We start from the raw sequence: 16,885 nt of genomic DNA on the forward strand, positions 1-16,885 counted from the left end.
CGGTCAGGCGGACTGCGGGGACCGCGTCGGAGTGCGCGCGGCGTCGTCGACGCGGTAGGCCGACACGGTCGCCACCCGTCCCTTCACGCGCAGCGGTGGGAGGGCCGTCGCCGACCACGGGCCCACCGCACCGGCCACCGTGGTGGCCGAGGCGACGGTGCTGCCCGCCGGCCGGGCCAGGTCGCAGAGGCGGGCGGCCAGGTTGACCGTGTCACCGACCACCGTGTACTCCAGCCGCTCCTCGCTGCCGAGGAAGGCGGCCGCGACCTCGCCGGTGCAGATCCCGATCCCCAGTCCGAACGGCCGGCGGTCCCGGGCCGCCCAGCTCCGGTCGAGCCGCTCCTGCGCCGCGTGCATCCCCAGGGCGGCGCGGAGCCCTCGAACGGCGTGGTCGGGCTGCGGGTCCGGTGCGCCGAAGACGGCGAGGACGGCGTCCCCCACGTACTGCACGACCGTGCCGCCCTCGGCCAGGACGACCCGGTTCATCTCCCGGCGGTGGTCGTTGAGCTGCTCGGCCAGCTCGGCGGGCTCGGCGCGCTCCGCCAGCGTGCTGTAACCCCGCACGTCCGACATCAGCACGGTCACGGTCAGTCGGTCGGTACGGGTGAGCGCCGAGGGGTCGGTGCGCAGCCGCTCGGCCAGGCCACCGGGCACGAGGCGGGACAGCGAGCGTTCCACGTCCCCCGCCTGCAGCAGGCGGGTCGTGGACTCGTCGACCTCCCGCTGCCGCGCCCGCAGCTCGGCCTGCAGGCGCGCGTTGTCGAGCGCCAGCCCGGCCGCACGGGTCACCGTCTCCACCAGGTCGGTCTCGTCGGTGAGCCGGGGATCGATACCCAGGCTCGCCAGCGGGGCGCCGTCGGCGGTGGCCAGGTCCACCCGGTGCCGGGAGGGGGCCGCACCAGCGACTTCCCGACCGTCCGGAGTGAGGAAGGCCTGCCGCTCGGGGGACCAGAGGGTCAGGACGAGGTCCCGGTCGCCGAGGGCGCGCGCCAGTGCCGTCCTGACGGACTCGGGGTCGGGCAGCCGGCGAGGCTGGAGGAGCGCCTCGACCGCCAGGGCCCGCTGGACCCGCTGCACTCCCAGGGAGAGGAGGACGCCGAGCGGGATGGCCATGAACGCCAGGTTGGCCGAGACGAGGACGGCCGGGGTCGCGTGGTCGAGGTCGACGATCCAGACGAGTGCGGTCGTGGCAACGTGCCCGCTGAAGGCGAGGCCGGCGACGACGACGGGGACCAGGGCCCGGCGCTCCACCGTCGCCGCCCGGCGGACGCGCAGGGCCAGGAGGACCAGGAACAACGTGGTCAGGACGAGCCAGTTGACCATCTCGATGCGGAACACGGAGTCCGCGAGCGCCTGGTCGTGCACGAGCGTCGGCCACCAGCCCGGCCCGGTGTACCCGATCCACCGGGGGTCCCACGTGACGATGTTCAGCACCCGGAGGAGGGGGAGGGTCGCGGCCGCGTACAGGAGGGCCCAGCGCTCCGCCCGGGTCTGCAGCCGTTGCCGTGGCCACCGCAGCATCAGCACCGCGAAGGGCAGCGCGACGAGTGGCTCGAGGAGGTACGACAGCACCTCCCACGGGCCCGTGGCGACGTCCTGCAGCGAGCCCTCGGCACAGCTGGTCAGTGCCAGGGCCAGCATCAGGGCACCGTTCGGCCGCTGGACGGGATGCGTGAGCAGCCGCCACCCGGCCACCAGGCACACGAGCACCGACAGGACGTGGCTGACGGTCACCACGTCCCAGGAGGGCCGTCGCCCGGGTGGCCACCCCAGCAGCACGAGCGTGGTGGCGGCGACGGCCCAGGCCCAGAGGGGCCGCCCCCGCGGCGTGCCGCTCCACCAGCGGCGTGGCCGTGCTCCGCTCAACGCGGCATCGGGCAGCGCGCCCTGCCCGACGACGTCCCCCGTGGCCACGGCTCCTCCGCACCCGCAGTGCTCGCTCCGGCAGCGGCACCTGCGGTGTGGGTGCTACAGCCTCACGACGACCCCTCTGCTGGTCAAGGCGCGGCGGCGGCCCGGCGCAGTGCGGACAGGTAGCGGCGGGTCGCCAGGGCCTGCACGAACCGGCTGACCGGGGGGACGGCGCGGGCGGCGGGCGTGGCCAGCCGGGAGAACACCCGGATCGAGACGACGACGTCACCGCCCTCGGCAAGCCGCACGGTGAAGCACTCCTCCCCGCTCTCCGGGTGCCCGGGCAGGGTGCCGTAGGCGTAGCCGCGCTCGTCGCCGGTGGTCGACGCCCACACCACCCGGCAGGGGATGTCGTAGCCGAGCCGCGGCAGCCCCGCGGTCAGGACGACGACGGTGCCGACCTCGCCCGGCGACCCGCTCGCGCGCACCCGCAGGCCCACGCTGCGCTGCGGCGTCCAGTCGAACACCGCCGCGGCCACCCGCTCGAACGTCACCCGCCCCGAGCCGACCACCTCGGTCCACGCGCCGTGCAGGTAGCCGGCCGGCAGCTCGGGCTCCCGGGTGGCGCCGACCTCGGCGTAGGTGAGCGGCGCGTCGCGCAGGCCCTCGGGCGACACGGCCCGGAACAGGCCCATGCGCCCAGTGTGGCCCGGCGTAGGTTGACCGGCACTGTGCTGCCCGCCGTCACCGCCACCCGCTACGTCACCCCGCTGCGCGAGGGTGGCTCGCTGCCCGGTCTCATGGAGGCCGACGACCTGGGCACCTACGTGGTGAAGTGGCGCGCCGCCGGCCAGGGCGTGCGGGTGCTGGTGGCCGAGGTGGTGTGCGGGGAGCTGGCCCGCGCGCTGGCGCTGCCGGTGCCGGCGCTGGTCACCGTCGACATCGCACCGGAGCTGGCCGTGGGGGAGCCCGACCCCGAGGTGCAGGAGCTGCTGCAGCGCTCGGCCGGGCGCAACCTGGGGCTGGACTACCTGCCCGGGGCGCTGGACTTCGAGGCCGGCGCGCACTCGGTCGGGCCGGAGCCGGCCGGGCGGGTGCTGTGGTTCGACGCGCTCGTCGGCAACGTCGACCGGTCCTGGCGCAACCCCAACATGCTGTTCTGGCACGGCCGGCTGCAGCTGATCGACCACGGCGCCGCGCTGACCTTCCACCACTCCTGGTCCGGCGCGGGGGCCGCCGTCGCCCGGCCCTACGACGCCTCGCAGCACGCGCTCGTGGAGTGCTCCCCCGACGTCCGCGCGGCCGACGCCGCGCTGGCCGGCCGGGTGACCCGGCCGCTGCTGGAGGAGGTCCTGCGCCAGGTGCCCGACGACTGGCTCGAGGGACCCACACCCGACGAGGACCCCGACGACGTCCGGGAGCGCTACGTCGCCCAGCTGCTCGCCCGGCTGGCCGCCCGGGACGCCTGGTTGCCCGGGCTGGTGGCCGCGGCGGCCGCGGGCGGGTCGCGGCGGCGGGCGCCCCGCGGGGAGAACCGGCCGGCCTGGCTCGGCCCGCCCCCGCCCGAGGGGATCACCCAGCGGTGAGCCGGGAGACCTTCGAGTACGCCGTCCTGCGGGTGGTGCCGCGGGTCGAGCGCGGCGAGGCGATCAACGCCGGCGTCCTCGTCTACTGCCGGCAGCGCGACTACCTCGGCAGCCGGGTGCACCTCGACGCCGACCGGCTGCGCGTGCTGGACCCCACGGCCGACCCGGGGGCGATCGCGCAGGCGCTGCAGGCCGCGGCCGACGTGTGCGCCGCCGACCCCGCCGCCGGGGCGGCCGGACGGGAGGCGCTGGGCTCGCGGTTCCGCTGGCTGACCGCGCCGCGCAGCACCGTCGTGCAGCCCGGGCCGGTGCACACCGGGCTGACCGAGGACCCCGACGCCGAGGCCGACCGGCTGCTGCGGCTGCTGGTGCTCCCCGTCACGGAGTGACCACCGGAGCGCGCCCCGCGGTCAGGTCGCCCCGACCAGCTCCAGGAGCCGCTCGCGCGTCGGGCCGGCCGGCGGTGGGTGCTCGTGCGCGCCGGCCACCTGCAGGACCCGGTCAGCGAACCCGGGGCGGGTGAACAGCTCCGCGGGCAGGGTCAGGCAGTCCACCACCTCCATGAACGCGCGGTAGACCTCCGCGTCGAACGCCATGGCCCGGGCCAGCGCCGGGCCGAGCGCGGCCGGCGCGGGGGGCGGGGGCGGCGAGGGCGGCGGGCGGCCCTCCCGCGCGGCGTCCATGTCCGCGAGCCGGGCCCGGTCGACGGCGACCGTGGCCCGGTACCAGGGGGTCAGCCGGGCCTCGGTGTCGGCGTCCCACGCCGCCGCGAACCCCTCCGGGTCGCCGAGGTGCTGCCGGACCACCTCGCGCAGCGCGACCGCGTGCACCAGGCCCAGCGCGATGCCCCGGCCGATCGAGGGGTTCGTGCAGGCCCACGCGTCGGCCAGGGGCGCGATGCCGGTGGCCACCGGGCGCTCGCCGTCGGACAGCCGGCGGTGCCGGTCGAGGATCCCCGACATCGGCAGGACGCCGGTCAGCGGCTCGCCGTCGAGCCAGTGCGCCTGCCGGGGGCAGGCCGCCACGACCGCCGTCCACGCCGACTCGTGCCGCAGCTCCTTGAGCGGCCGGTCGGAGGAGGCGGTGTAGAGGGTCACCGACCAGGTGCCGGAGTCGGCGGGCAGGGTGAGCACCGAGAAGGAGCCGAGGGCGACGTTGAGCCGGTCGCGGGGTTCGGGCAGGCGGCCGTCGCCGGAGCGGAAGTAGCGGGTGTAGTAGGTGAACCCGCTGTCCACCGACTCCTCCTGCACCGGGGGGCTGCCGGCCTCGAGCAGCCACCGCGGCAGCGGCGAGCGCCGGCCCGTGGCGTCGACGACGAGGTCGGCGGCCACGTCCCCGTCGGTCGTGGCGACACCGGTGACGTGCGGGCGCCCGTCCAGCGGCCGGGTGAGCAGGCCGGTGACGGTCACGCCGCGCCGGACCCGCAGGCCCGGCTGCTCGTCGGCGGTGCGGCCGAGGACCTGTTCGAGCACGCAGCGGCGGGCGGTCAGCGTGACGTGGCGGTCGTCGTCCGGTCGCCGGTCCAGCGGCGGCACCGTGGGCGGGGCCGTGGTCAGGGTGTCGAAGCGGACGGCGGAGGCGGCGGCGAGGGCGGCGCTGACGTCCGGCAGCTCGGCGTCGAGGACCAGCCGCGCCCGCGGCTGCAGGTAGTGCGGCTGGCGGAACTGCGCGACCCCGCCGCGGTGCCACTGCGCCCACGCCTCCTCGGGCGTGCCCGGCACCGGGTCGGGGTCGTGCTCCAGGACGGTCACCTCGTGCCCGTCACGGGCCAGCAGCAGTGCCGAGGCGAGCCCGCACACCCCGCCACCGAGCACGACGACGTCGGCCATGGCGGCCTCCTCCCGCTCGTTGCCGCACGCTAGGAGCGCGGAGGGGCGGGCCGGGAGAGTCCTTGGGCTCCGGTCGTCTCAGCCGGGGAAGAGGCCGTCGATGCGGCGGGCGAGCTCCAGGTCCAGCTCGCTGACCCCGCCGGCGGAGTGGCTCACCAGCGTCAGGTGCAGGGTGCGCCAGCGCAGGTCGACGTCGGGGTGGTGGTCCAGCTGCTCGGCCACGAACGCGATGCGCACGAGCGCGGCGACGGCGTCCGGGAAACCGGGCAGCTCCAGGCTGCGCCGGATGCCGTCGGGCCCGCCGGACCACGCCGGCAGGTCGCGCAGCGCGGCGGCGACGTCGTCGGGGGACAGCTTCGGCGGCCGGGGCACGTGCCCATCCTGCCGTGCTGGAACGGCCTCGTCCCCGGGTCCCGCGGCGCGCGTCGTGGGGTGGGGCGAGGTCCTTCAGAGGTGCAGGCCGCACTCGGTCTTGCCGCGGCCGGCCCAGCGACCGGCGCGCGGGTCCTCGCCCGGGGCGACCGGCCGGGTGCACGGCGCGCACCCGATGGAGGCGTACCCGAGCTCCTGCAGCGGGTTGACCGGTACCTGGTGCTCGACGAGGTAGGCGTCGACGTCGTCCTGCGTCCAGGCCGCCAGCGGGTTGACCTTCACCATGCCCCGCTTGGCGTCCCAGTCGACGACCCGGGTGCCCGCGCGGGTGGGCGCCTCGTCGCGGCGCACCCCCGAGCCCCACGCCGCGTAGCCGGCCAGCGCGGCGGCCAGCGGCTGCACCTTGCGCAGTGAGCAGCACAGGTCGGGGTCGCGGTCGTGCAGCGCCGGGCCGTGCTCGGCGTCCTGCTCCGCCACCGTCAGCGGCGGCGTCACGTTGACCAGCGTGATCGGCAGGACGCCGCTGATCCAGTCGCGGGTGCCGATCGTCTCGGCGAAGTGGTAGCCGGTGTCGAGGAAGACGACGTGCACGCCCGGCACGGCCCGGGAGGCGAGGTGGGCGAGCAGCCCGTCGGCCATCGACGAGGTGATGGCGAACCCGTCGCCGAAGGTCTCGCCGGCCCAGCGGAGGACGGCGAGGGCCTGCTCGACCCGGTCGGCGATCCCCTCGAAGCGGGCGTCGGCCTCGGCGGCCAGCTCCGGTGTGGCCCGCACGGCGGTGGTCACGGTCGCTGCACCCCTGTCCCGGTCAGGCGGACGGTGAACGTGCGCAGGCACGCGGCACAGTGCCACTCGCCGCCGGAGTCCCCGGTGGGGGTCAGCTCCTCGTCACCGCAGTACGGGCAGTGGAACACGGGGAGCTGCCGCTGCCTTCCCGGGCGGCTCCCCGTGTCCTCCACCTCCTCGCTCACAGCAGCCAGGCCTCCTCGGCCCGCGCGACGTAGGCGGCGAACCCCTCGCCCGGCTCGCGCCGCTCGAGGTAGCCGCGCAGCACCCGCTCGCAGTAGTCGGCCGTCTCGGCCTTGGTCACCTTGTGGCCGCGGAACTTCCGGCCGAAGGACGCCTCGACGCCGAGGTGCCCGCCGAGGTGGACCTGGAAGCCCTCCACCATCTCGCCGGAGTCGTCGCGCACCATCGACCCCTTGAGGCCGATGTCGGCGGTCTGGAACCGGGCGCAGCTGTTCGGGCAGCCGTTGACGTTGATGCCGATCGGCACGTCGAAGCCGGGCAGCCGCTTCTCCAGCTCGGCGTAGAGGTCCTGCGCGTGCTGCTTGGTCTCGACGATCGCGAGCTTGCAGAACTCCAGGCCGGTGCAGGCCATGGTGCCGCGGCGGAACGCGCTCGGGCGCACCAGCAGGTCGTGCTCGGCCAGCGCGGCGACCAGGTCCTCGACGTGCTCGTCGGGGACGTCGAGGACGACCATCTTCTGCTGCGTCGTCGTCCGGATGCGCCCGGCGCCGTACCGGTCGGCGAGGTCGGCGATCCGGGTGAGCACCGTCCCGGTGATCCGGCCGGTGCGCAGCGCGAAACCGACGGCGTTGCGGCCGTCCTTCTGCCGGGCCACGCCGACGTGGTCGCGCGAGGCGTGCGCGGGCGCCGCAGCAGCGGGGCCGTCGGGCAGCGCACGGTGCAGGTACTCGTCCTGCAGCACCTGCCGGAAGCGCTCCGGACCCCAGTCGGCCATGAGGAACTTGATGCGGGCCCGGTTGCGCTGCCGGCGGTAGCCGTAGTCGCGGAAGACCGCCGTGCAGGCCGCCCAGACCTCGGTGACCTCCTCGGGGCGGACGAAGACGCCGATCCGCTGGGCGAACATCGGGTTGGTCGACAGGCCGCCGCCCACCCACAGGTCGAAGCCGGGCCGGCCGTCGGGGCCGACGACGCCGACGAAGGAGACGTCGTCGATCTCGGGCTCCGTGCAGTGGTCGACGCAGCCCGACATCGACGTCTTCCACTTGCGCGGCAGGTTGCTGAACTCGGGGTCGCCCACGTACCGGGCCACCGTCTGCGCCATGACGTCGGTGGCGTCGATGACCTCGTCCTGGAGGACGCCGGCCAGCGGGCAGTTGAGCATCCCGCGCGGGGTGTCGCCGCAGGCCTCGGTCGTGGTCATGCCGACCGCCTCGAGCCGCTCCCAGATCTCGGGGACGTCCTCGATGCGGATCCAGTGGTACTGGATGTTCTGCCGGTCGGTGACGTCGGCGACGTCGCGGCCGAACTCGGTGCTGATGGCGCCGAGGGTGCGCAGCTGCTCGCTGGTCAGCGCCCCGCCGTCGGTGCGCACCCGCATCATGAAGTAGGAGTCCTCGAGCTCCTCGGGCTCCAGGACCGCGGTCTTGCCGCCGGGGATGCCGGGGGCCCGCTGGGTGTAGAGGCCCATCCAGCGCATCCGGCCGCGCAGGTCACCGGGGTCGATGCCGTCGAAGCCGGTCCTCGCGTAGATGTCGAGGATCCGCTGCCGGACCTCGAGGCCGTCGGAGTCCTTCTTCATGCGCTCGTTCGGGTTCAGCGGTTCCCGGTAGCCGAGCGCCCACTGGCCCTGGCCGCGGACCGGCCGGCCGGAACGGGGTGGTGCGGACACGGTGTACTACTTCCTGCGCCGTCCGCGCCGGTTCGCACCCGCGCGGAGCGCGCTGCCAGATCGGGGACGCGACTCGCGCCGCGGGGAGGACTGGTGGTCAGCGCGCGGCGCGACAGGCGGCGCTGCTGACCCGGGCGAGGTCGACGTGCAGACGCGCGACGAGCAGGCTGCCGCGATCCGTCACGCCTGCCATGGTCGCACACCCGCGCGGGGGACCCGTCCGGTCAGGGGGCGGGTGTCCCGCCGTCGCCCGTCCCGTCGAGGGCCGCGCGGATGCGCGCCACGGACTCCTCCAGCGGGGTGACCGACGTGTCGATCACCAGCTCGGCGCGCGCCGGCGGCTCGTAGGGGTCGTCGATGCCGGTGAACCCCGGGATCTCCCCGGCCCGGGCCCGCGCGTAGAGGCCCTTGACGTCGCGGGCCTCGCAGACCTCCAGCGGCGTGGCCAGGTGCACGAGCACGAACCGGCCGTGCCGCTCGACCAGCGCCCGCGCCTCCTCGCGCGCCTGCTCGTACGGCGCGATCGCGGCGACGACGACGGTGCCGCCGTGGCGGACCACCTCGCCGGCGACGAAGCCGATGCGGCGGATGTTGAGGTCGCGGTGCTCGCGGGAGAAGGACAGCTCGCTGGACAGGTGAGTCCGCACGACGTCGCCGTCGAGGACCGTCACCGGCCGGCCCTCGGCCTCGAGCCCGGCGACGAGGGCGTCGGCGATCGTCGACTTGCCCGCGCCGGACAGGCCGGTGAGGAAGACGGTGACCCCACCGTGCTGCGCGCTGCTCACCGGCCGAGTCTCGCCCAGCCACGCGCGGCCGCTCAGGCGGGGTCGTCGCCGAAGGAGCGCCAGGCGCTGTCGAGGGCCACCAGCTCGGCGACGTGGCCGGGCAGCTTCCCGGCGACGACGTCGGCGAGGGTGACCTCCTCGAGCACCCGCCGGTAGGCCTCCCGCGCGGCCACCCAGACGCCGGCCAGCTCCGCCGCGACGCCGGGGTAGCTGACGTCCTCGGGCCGCTGGCCGTGGACCTCGGCGAGGAAGCCCTGCTCCACGCGCATGACCCGCGCGATCGAGATCTCCGACGGCGGCAGCGCCAGGCGGTAGCCGCCCTCGCGGCCGCGCTGGCTGGTGACCAGCCGGGCGTGCTGCAGGTCGCCGAGGATGCCCTGCAGGAAGCGGGCGGGGACGTCCTGGGCCCGCGCGATGCGGTCGCAGGTCAGCGCGTCCGGCGCCACCGCGGCCAGCTCGACGGCCGCGCGGACGGCGTAGTCGACCCGGGCCGTGATGCGCACGGGGCCCATCCTGCCCGCTCTGCGAGGGTGGGGAGGTGGACCGGCTCCGTTTCACCACCATCGTGGCGGCGCCGTTGACCGTCGCCTTCGACGTCGCCCGCGCCCTCGGCCGCCCCTGGCCGTTCCCGCTGGAGGAGGTCGAGTCCCTCCGCCCGGTGTCCGACGTCTACGCCGCCGGCCCCCGCCGGGGGTGGCGCCGGCTGACCCACGCGCGGACGTTCACCGCCACCGGGCACGGCACCGTCGTCGAGGAACGGGTCGTCTGGGACACCGGCCTGCCCGGCGTGCTCGGCCGCCTGGTCGACCGGGCGGTGCTGCGGCGCCGGGTGCGGCGGGCGATGCGGCGGCACCTGGACGGCTACGCCGCGGCGGCGGCGCTGCGCGCCCTCGACGTCGTCCAGGTGGTGGGCGCGGCGATCGTCCGGGGGGGCGAGGTGCTCGTCGCCCAGCGGGACGCCGGCCCGCTGGCCGGGCTGTGGGAGTTCCCGGGCGGCAAGGTCGAGCCGGGGGAGGACCAGGCCGCGGCCCTGGTCCGGGAGTGCGCCGAGGAGCTCGAGGTCACCGTCGCGCCGCAGGCCTTCCTGGGCGAGGTGCCGCTCGAGGGCGTCGTCGCCGGGGGCGCGCCGGGCGCCTCCACCCTGCGGGTCTGGCAGGCGCGGCTGGTCGCCGGGGAGCCGGTCGCCCGCGAGCACCGCGACCTGCGCTGGGTGCGCGCGGACGACCTCGAGGGACTCGACTGGATCGCCGCCGACCGCCCGCTGCTGCCCGCCGTCCGCGACCTCCTCGGGGGCGCCTGACACGCCACGGGCGCCGTCCCCGCGGGGACGGCGCCCGTGGCGAGGTGGTCTGCCGTTACTTGAACATGTCCTTGACCTTCTCGCCGGCCTGCTTGAGGTTGCCGGCCGCCTTGTCGTTGGCGCCCTCGGCCTGCAGGTCGCGGTCGCCGGTCGCCTCGCCGACGCGCTCCTTGCCCTCGCCGGAGAGCTCCTGAGCCTTGTTCTTCACCTTGTCGATCCCGCTCACCGTGAGCTCCTCTCCTCGGGGACCCCGGGTTACCCCCCGCTGGGGTTCCGACACCCCGCTCACCCGGGCGGCGGAAGTCCTCCGGGATGAGCGGGCGGGGGCCGCAACACGTGTCGTGACGGGGGCCGCGTACCGTGCCGTTTGCATCGCGCCCCGCAAGGTCGTGAGCCAGGGTCACAAATCGGTGACGGTCGTGGACGGTCCTCCCCGGGGCTGCCTAGGGTCGCTCGCGGCGTTCCGGGACCGATCCCGGGTGTTCACCTGATGGGCGCCGACGCCCGGCCAGCGCGTCCGGGTGAGCATCGACCAGTCCGTTCCCCCCGCAGGTGCGGGACGAGGGAGGCATCGCACGTGAAGTTGAGCAAGCGCCGGTCGGCGCTCGTCGCGACCGGTCTGTCGGCCGCGCTGCTGCTGACCGCCTGTGGCGGCGGCGACGACAGCGAGTCGGGCAGCGGCAGCGGCGGTGGTGAGGGCGGCACCTTCAGCATCTACATCGGCGAGCCCGAGAACCCGCTGATCCCGAGCAACACGACCGAGTCCGAGGGGCACCAGGTCCTCTCGTCCCTGTGGACCGGTCTGGTGCAGTACGCCGCGGACGGTGCGGTCGAGTACACCGGCGTCGCCGAGTCGATCGAGTCCGAGGACAACACCACCTGGACCGTGACGCTCAAGGACGGCTGGACCTTCCACGACGGCACCCCGGTGAACGCGCAGTCGTTCGTCGACGCGTGGAACTGGGGCGCCTACAGCCCCAACGCCCAGGGCGCCTCGTACTTCTTCTCGAACATCCAGGGCTACGACGAGCTCCAGGCCCCGACCGACGACGCCGGCAACCCCACGGGTGAGCCCGCCGCCACCGAGATGAGCGGCCTGCAGGTCGTCGACGACCAGACCTTCACCGTGACGCTGGCCAGCCCGTTCGCCCAGTTCCCGGTGACCGTCGGCTACAACGCCTTCTACCCGCTGCCGGAGTCCTTCTTCGAGGACCCGGAGGCCTTCGGCACCCGGCCGGTCGGCAACGGCCCGTTCCAGGCCAGCGAGGACTTCGTCCCCGGCCAGGGCTTCACCGTCACCCGGTACGAGGACTACGCCGGTGACGAGCCCGCGAAGGCCGAGGAGGTCGAGTTCCGCGTCTACGCCGACCTGAACACCGGCCTCAACGACGTCGAGGCGGGCAACCTCGACGTGCTCCCGGACATGCCGCCGGACGCACTCGCCGGGGCCGAGGACACCTTCGGCGACCGCTTCATCGAGGCGCCGTCGTCGGGCTTCACCTACATGGCGTTCCCGACCTACGACCCGCGCTACTCCGACAAGCGGGTCCGTCAGGCGCTGTCCATGGCCGTCGACCGCCAGGCGATCTCCGACGCGATCTTCAGCGGCAGCCGCACGGCCGCCGACGACGCCATCGCGCCGGTCGTCGACGGGTACCGCGAGGGTGCCTGCGAGTACTGCACCCTCGACGTCGACCGGGCCAACCAGCTGCTCGACGAGGCCGGCTTCGACCGCAGCCAGCCGATCGACCTGTGGTTCAACGCCGGCGCCGGCCACGACGCGTGGGTCGAGGCCGTCGGCAACCAGCTGCGCGAGAACCTCGGCATCGAGTACACCCTCCGCGGTGACCTCGACTTCTCGGAGTACCTGCCGCTCCAGGACGAGCAGGGCATGACCGGTCCGTTCCGGCTCGGCTGGAGCATGGACTACCCGAGCCCGCAGAACTACCTCGAGCCGCTGTACTCGACCGCGGCGCTCCCGCCGGCCGGCTCGAACGCGTCGTTCTACTCCAACCCGGAGTTCGACTCCCTCGTCCAGCAGGGCAACGGGGCCTCGGACAACGAGCAGGCGATCGCGGCCTACCAGCAGGCCGACGACATCCTGCTGGAGGACATGCCGATCATGCCGATGTTCTTCGACCTGGAGCAGGCGCTCCGCTCGGAGAACGTCAGCGACGTCGTCATCGACGTGTTCGGTGACATCGACGTCGCCGCGGTGACCGTCAACAGCTGACCCACCCGTCCGCACCACCGCCCGCCGGGGGTGGCCGTCCCACCACGGGACAGCCGCCCCCGGCGGCGCGTGTGCCCGGACAGGAGCACGATGAACCCGCGCCGGCGATCGTCACCGGCGCGCTCACCCGAGGGGGGACATGGGCCGCTACATAGCGCGCCGACTCCTGCTGACGATCCCCGTCCTGATCGGCGCCTCCTTCCTGATCTTCGCGCTGGTGTACGCCCTCCCGGGTGACCCCATCCGCGCGCTCGGCGGCGACCGACCGCTCGCCCCGGCCGTCGTCGCGGAGCTCCGCGAGGAGTTCAACCTCGACGACCCGCTGCCGGTCCAGTACGTGAAGTACCTCGGTGACCTGGTCCAGGGCGACTTCGGCACGGACTTCCGCGGCCGGGAGGTCCTCGACACGATCGAGCAGCGCCTGCCGGTGACGATCCGGCTGACGATCGTGGCGATCGCCATCGAGGCGGTCATCGGCATCCTCGCCGGACTGCTGGCCGGCATCCGGCGCAACGGCTTCCTGGACAACGTCGTGCTCGTCTCGAGCACGATCATCGTGGCGATCCCGATCCTGGTGCTGGCCTTCGTCGCCCAGTACGTGCTCGGGGTCAAGGCCGGGTGGTTCCCCATCGCCGGGATCACGGAGGGCTGGTACAGCTACCTGCTCCCGGGCCTGGTGCTGGCGTCCGGCTCGCTGGCCTACGTCGCCCGGCTGACGCGCACGAGCGTGGCGGAGAACCTGCGGGCGGACTACGTCCGGACGGCGCGGGCCAAGGGCCTGCCCAACCGGACGGTCATCACCCGGCACACGCTGCGCAACAGCCTGATCCCGGTCGTCACCTTCATCGGCGCCGACATCGGCACCCTGATGGGCGGCGCCATCGTCACCGAGACGGTGTTCAACCTCCCCGGCATCGGCCGCGCGGTCTTCGACAGCGTCCAGGCCCAGGAGGGCGCGGTCGTCGTCGGCATCGTCACCCTGATGGTGTTCTTCTTCATCTTCTTCAACCTGGTCGTCGACGTGCTCTACGCCGTCCTCGACCCGAGGATCCGCTATGACTGACCAGCAGCAGGTGGACCTGCGCAAGGACGAGGTCGAGGCCGGGACGACGACGGGGCTGGCCAGTCCCTCGATCGACGTCACCAACGAGCGGCAGAACAGCCTCTGGAGCGACGCCTGGGGCGAGCTCAAGCGCAACCCGCTCTTCTGGATCGGCGCCGTGTTCGGCGTGGTCTTCCTGCTGATGGCGATCGTCCCGCAGCTGTTCGCGCGGGGCGCCGACCCCCGCGACTGCAGCCTGAGCAACAGCAACCAGAAGCCCTCGGCCGAGCACTGGTTCGGCTTCGACCAGCAGGGCTGCGACTACCTGGCCAACGTCGTCTACGGCGCGCGCAACTCGCTGATCATCGGCCTGCTCGCCATCGTCGTCGTCCTGGTGCTCGGGGTCGTCGTCGGCGCCCTCTCCGGGTTCTACGGCGGCTGGGTCGACAGCCTGCTGAGCCGGCTGACCGACATCTTCTACGCCATCCCCTTCATCCTCGGCGCGATCGTGGTCCTGCGCAGCGGGATCCTCGGCCGCGGCGTCGTCGCCGTGGCGATCGCCCTGGCCGCCTTCGGGTGGATGACGGCGATGCGGCTGGTGCGCTCCCAGGTCATCGCGGTGAAGAGCTCGGACTACGTGGCGGCCGCCCGGGCGATGGGTGCCTCCAACAGCCGCATCCTGGTGCGGCACATCCTCCCCAACGCGGTCGCGCCGGTGCTCGTGTACACGACGATCACCATCGGCGTGCTCATCGCCGCCGAGGCGACCCTCACCTTCCTCGGTGTGGGGCTGCAGCGGCCGGCGATCTCGTGGGGCCTGCAGATCGAGAACGGCCAGTCGCTGCTGCGCACCGCGCCCCACCTGGTGCTCTTCCCGAGCATCGTCCTGACCGTGACCGTGATGGCGTTCGTGATGATGGGCGACGCCCTGCGCGACGCCCTCGACCCGAGGCAGCGCGCATGACCAACCTCGACCTGTCCAAGCCCGGCTCCGACGCCGCCCCCGCCGGCACCCCGCTGCTCGACGTCGACGACCTGCGCGTGGAGTTCCGCACGCGCTCGGGCACCGTGCACGCCGTCAACGGCGTGAGCTACAGCCTGGCGGCGGGGGAGACCCTGGCGATCCTCGGCGAGTCCGGGTCGGGCAAGTCGGTGTCCGCCCAGGCGATCATGGGGATCCTCGAGACCCCGCCCGCGGTCATCAGCGGCGGCGGCATCTGGTTCGAGGGCCGCAACGTGCTGGAGATGTCGGCCGAGGACCAGCGCAGGGTCCGCGGCCCCGGCATCTCGATGATCTTCCAGGACGCGCTGTCGTCGCTGAACCCCGTCTACAGCGTCGGGTTCCAGATCGGCGAGATGTTTCGGGCGCACCGGGGGATGTCGCGCAAGGAGGCGCGCAAGCGCGCCGTCGAGCTGATGGACCGCGTGCGGATCCCCGCCGCGGCCCGCCGCGTCGACGACTACCCGCACCAGTTCTCCGGGGGCATGCGCCAGCGCGTCATGATCGCCATGGCGATCGCGCTGGACCCGCGCATCCTCATCGCCGACGAGCCGACCACCGCCCTCGACGTCACCGTGCAGGCGCAGGTCATGGACCTGCTCAAGGACCTGCAGCGGGAGACGGGCATGGGGTTGATCCTCATCACCCACGACCTCGGCGTGGTCAACGAGGTGGCCGACAACGTCGCCGTCATGTACGCCGGCGAGATCGTCGAGCGGGGTACCGTCGACGACGTCTTCACCCGCCCCGCGCACCCCTACACCGAGGGGCTCATGGGGTCGGTGCCCCAGGTCGAGGCCAAGGGCGGGCGGCTGCAGCCGATCGCCGGCCAGCCGCCGAACCTGGCGCGCATCCCGAGCGGCTGCCCGTTCCACCCGCGCTGCGCCCGCCGGCGGCTCGGTGCCGAGGCCGCGCCGGGCCGCGAGTGCTCGACCGACGTCCCGCCGCTGCGGCTGGTCGTCCCGGGGCGCGAGGCGGCCTGCCACTACAGCGAGGAGGTTCTCGGTGTCCGAGCCCCGTGAGCACGGCGCCACCGCGGCGTCGTCCCTGTCGAAGCCGGCTCCTGCCCCGGCGGCCCCGACGCTGGAGAAGCCCGCGCCGTCCGGGGCGCGCGGCCCGCTGGGCGACACGCTGCTGGAGGTGCGGGGGCTGCAGAAGCACTTCCCGCTGACCCAGGGCATCGTCTTCAAGCGCACGATCGGCCACGTCCGCGCCGTCGACGGCGTCGACCTGACGCTGCGGCGCGGCGAGACCGTGGGCCTGGTCGGCGAGTCCGGCTGCGGCAAGTCGACGGTGTCGAAGCTGATCGTCGCGCTGGAGCGGCCGACCGCCGGGTCGATCCTCTACAAGGGCAAGGACGTCGCCCGCATGGGCGGCCGCGCGCTCAAGGACTACCGGCGCGAGGTCCAGATCATCTTCCAGGACCCCTACGCCTCGCTGAACCCGCGGATGACCGTCGGCGACATCGTGGCCGAGGGCTGGGCGGTGCACGACGACGTCGCCCCGAAGAAGGGCCGGCTCAAGCGCACCCAGGAGCTGCTCGACCGCGTCGGCCTCAACCCCGACTACGTCAACCGCTACCCGCACCAGTTCTCCGGCGGGCAGCGGCAGCGCATCGGCATCGCCCGCGCGCTGGCGCTGCAGCCGGAGGTGATCGTCTGCGACGAGCCGGTGTCGGCGCTCGACGTCTCGGTGCAGGCGCAGGTGGTCAACCTGCTCGAGGACCTGCAGGACGAGTTCGGCCTGTCCTACCTGTTCATCGCCCACGACCTGTCGGTGGTGCGGCACATCTCCGACCGCGTCGCGGTGATGTACCTCGGCAGCATCGTCGAGGAGGGCACCGACGAGCAGGTGTACGCCTCGCCGTCGCACCCCTACACGCAGGCGCTGCTGTCGTCGGTGCCGCTGCACGAGCCGCACCTGCGCGGGCAGAAGGACCGGATCCTGCTGCAGGGCGACGTGCCCAGCCCCGCGGACCCGCCCTCGGGCTGCCGGTTCCGCACCCGCTGCTGGAAGGCGCAGGACATCTGCGCGCAGGAGGCGCCGGCGCTGGTCGACCGCGGCCAGGGCCACCCGAGCGCCTGCCACTTCGCCGAGGCCCGGATGGTCGTCCCCGTCGACGCCGAGTGAGCCCCGCGACGATCAGGTGACCTGATCGTGGCGGGGGCGCCCCCCCCGGCCGCCGGGTGGGGGGGCGCCCGCCGGGGGGGGTGGGCGCCCCCCCCGCCGGCCCCCCCCCCCCCCCCCCC

19 protein-coding genes are annotated in these 16,885 nt (G+C 74.1%); 8 read left to right on the forward strand and 11 right to left on the reverse strand.

The genetic code is table 11. The features are described 5' to 3' along the window. Positions 1 to 3: 3 nt before the first annotated feature. Positions 4 to 1,914: an adenylate/guanylate cyclase domain-containing protein gene (locus tag ACI8AD_RS19380; protein WP_456872160.1), complete on the reverse strand. Its 1,911-nt coding sequence runs from the start codon at positions 1,912 to 1,914 to the stop codon at positions 4 to 6. An 83-nt stretch (positions 1,915 to 1,997) separates the two neighbouring features. Continuing rightward, positions 1,998 to 2,546 (reverse strand): DUF1990 family protein, encoded by a 549-nt coding sequence (locus ACI8AD_RS19385; protein WP_456872161.1) that lies wholly within the window; start codon positions 2,544 to 2,546, stop codon positions 1,998 to 2,000. A gap of 36 nt (positions 2,547 to 2,582) precedes the next feature. Between ACI8AD_RS19385 and ACI8AD_RS19390 the strand changes: the two genes are divergently transcribed. Further along, positions 2,583 to 3,437: a HipA family kinase gene (locus tag ACI8AD_RS19390; protein WP_456872162.1), complete on the forward strand. Its 855-nt coding sequence runs from the start codon at positions 2,583 to 2,585 to the stop codon at positions 3,435 to 3,437. Further along, on the forward strand, positions 3,434 to 3,826 hold the full coding sequence (locus ACI8AD_RS19395) for a DUF3037 domain-containing protein (protein ID WP_456872163.1): 393 nt from the start codon (positions 3,434 to 3,436) through the stop codon (positions 3,824 to 3,826). The genes ACI8AD_RS19390 and ACI8AD_RS19395 overlap by 4 nt, the downstream gene beginning before the upstream one ends. A gap of 21 nt (positions 3,827 to 3,847) precedes the next feature. Here the strand turns inward: ACI8AD_RS19395 and ACI8AD_RS19400 are convergent, their stop codons facing one another. From ACI8AD_RS19400 to ACI8AD_RS19435, 8 genes are all read right to left on the reverse strand, one after another. Next, positions 3,848 to 5,266 (reverse strand): NAD(P)/FAD-dependent oxidoreductase, encoded by a 1,419-nt coding sequence (locus tag ACI8AD_RS19400; protein ID WP_456872164.1) that lies wholly within the window; start codon positions 5,264 to 5,266, stop codon positions 3,848 to 3,850. Between the two features lie 78 nt (positions 5,267 to 5,344). Then, positions 5,345 to 5,638 carry a 4a-hydroxytetrahydrobiopterin dehydratase gene (locus ACI8AD_RS19405; protein WP_456872165.1) on the reverse strand — a complete coding sequence of 98 codons (294 nt, stop codon included), beginning with the start codon at positions 5,636 to 5,638 and terminating at the stop codon, positions 5,345 to 5,347. Between the two features lie 75 nt (positions 5,639 to 5,713). Next, the gene (locus ACI8AD_RS19410) at positions 5,714 to 6,424 is read right to left on the reverse strand and encodes a phosphoadenylyl-sulfate reductase (RefSeq protein WP_456872166.1); all 711 of its coding nucleotides are present in this window, start codon (positions 6,422 to 6,424) and stop codon (positions 5,714 to 5,716) included. Continuing rightward, positions 6,421 to 6,609 (reverse strand): hypothetical protein, encoded by a 189-nt coding sequence (locus ACI8AD_RS19415; protein ID WP_456872167.1) that lies wholly within the window; start codon positions 6,607 to 6,609, stop codon positions 6,421 to 6,423. The genes ACI8AD_RS19410 and ACI8AD_RS19415 overlap by 4 nt, the downstream gene beginning before the upstream one ends. Further along, positions 6,606 to 8,276: a nitrite/sulfite reductase gene (locus ACI8AD_RS19420; protein ID WP_456872168.1), complete on the reverse strand. Its 1,671-nt coding sequence runs from the start codon at positions 8,274 to 8,276 to the stop codon at positions 6,606 to 6,608. The genes ACI8AD_RS19415 and ACI8AD_RS19420 overlap by 4 nt, the downstream gene beginning before the upstream one ends. Positions 8,277 to 8,373: 97 nt before the next feature. Next, complete coding sequence (locus ACI8AD_RS19425; RefSeq protein ID WP_456872169.1) at positions 8,374 to 8,469, reverse strand: putative leader peptide; 96 nt, start codon at positions 8,467 to 8,469, stop codon at positions 8,374 to 8,376. 31 nt (positions 8,470 to 8,500) lie between these two features. Then, positions 8,501 to 9,061: an adenylyl-sulfate kinase gene (gene cysC, locus ACI8AD_RS19430; protein WP_456872170.1), complete on the reverse strand. Its 561-nt coding sequence runs from the start codon at positions 9,059 to 9,061 to the stop codon at positions 8,501 to 8,503. Between the two features lie 32 nt (positions 9,062 to 9,093). Then, on the reverse strand, positions 9,094 to 9,573 hold the full coding sequence (locus ACI8AD_RS19435) for an RrF2 family transcriptional regulator (RefSeq protein WP_456872171.1): 480 nt from the start codon (positions 9,571 to 9,573) through the stop codon (positions 9,094 to 9,096). A 26-nt stretch (positions 9,574 to 9,599) separates the two neighbouring features. Here ACI8AD_RS19435 and ACI8AD_RS19440 point away from each other — a divergent pair, with 26 nt between their 5' ends. Beyond that, positions 9,600 to 10,361, forward strand: a complete 762-nt coding sequence (locus ACI8AD_RS19440) for a (deoxy)nucleoside triphosphate pyrophosphohydrolase (protein WP_456872172.1) — start codon at positions 9,600 to 9,602, stop codon at positions 10,359 to 10,361. 55 nt (positions 10,362 to 10,416) lie between these two features. On the opposite strand, the gene ACI8AD_RS19445 is transcribed toward ACI8AD_RS19440, so the two are convergent. Beyond that, positions 10,417 to 10,569 (reverse strand): CsbD family protein, encoded by a 153-nt coding sequence (locus ACI8AD_RS19445; RefSeq protein ID WP_456872173.1) that lies wholly within the window; start codon positions 10,567 to 10,569, stop codon positions 10,417 to 10,419. A 369-nt stretch (positions 10,570 to 10,938) separates the two neighbouring features. Between ACI8AD_RS19445 and ACI8AD_RS19450 the strand changes: the two genes are divergently transcribed. From ACI8AD_RS19450 to ACI8AD_RS19470, 5 genes are all read left to right on the forward strand, one after another. Then, a complete protein-coding gene (locus ACI8AD_RS19450; RefSeq protein WP_456872174.1) occupies positions 10,939 to 12,594 on the forward strand; it encodes a peptide ABC transporter substrate-binding protein in 1,656 nt (551 codons plus the stop codon). A gap of 139 nt (positions 12,595 to 12,733) precedes the next feature. Then, positions 12,734 to 13,657, forward strand: a complete 924-nt coding sequence (locus tag ACI8AD_RS19455; RefSeq protein WP_456872175.1) for an ABC transporter permease — start codon at positions 12,734 to 12,736, stop codon at positions 13,655 to 13,657. Next, positions 13,650 to 14,600: an ABC transporter permease gene (locus ACI8AD_RS19460; protein WP_456872176.1), complete on the forward strand. Its 951-nt coding sequence runs from the start codon at positions 13,650 to 13,652 to the stop codon at positions 14,598 to 14,600. Before ACI8AD_RS19455 ends, ACI8AD_RS19460 begins: the two co-directional genes overlap by 8 nt. Further along, complete coding sequence (locus tag ACI8AD_RS19465) at positions 14,597 to 15,658, forward strand: ABC transporter ATP-binding protein (protein WP_456872177.1); 1,062 nt, start codon at positions 14,597 to 14,599, stop codon at positions 15,656 to 15,658. The genes ACI8AD_RS19460 and ACI8AD_RS19465 overlap by 4 nt, the downstream gene beginning before the upstream one ends. Continuing rightward, complete coding sequence (locus ACI8AD_RS19470) at positions 15,642 to 16,766, forward strand: ABC transporter ATP-binding protein (protein WP_456872178.1); 1,125 nt, start codon at positions 15,642 to 15,644, stop codon at positions 16,764 to 16,766. The genes ACI8AD_RS19465 and ACI8AD_RS19470 overlap by 17 nt, the downstream gene beginning before the upstream one ends. Positions 16,767 to 16,885: the final 119 nt, after the last annotated feature.

This window comes from Geodermatophilus sp. SYSU D00766 (assembly GCF_054049915.1).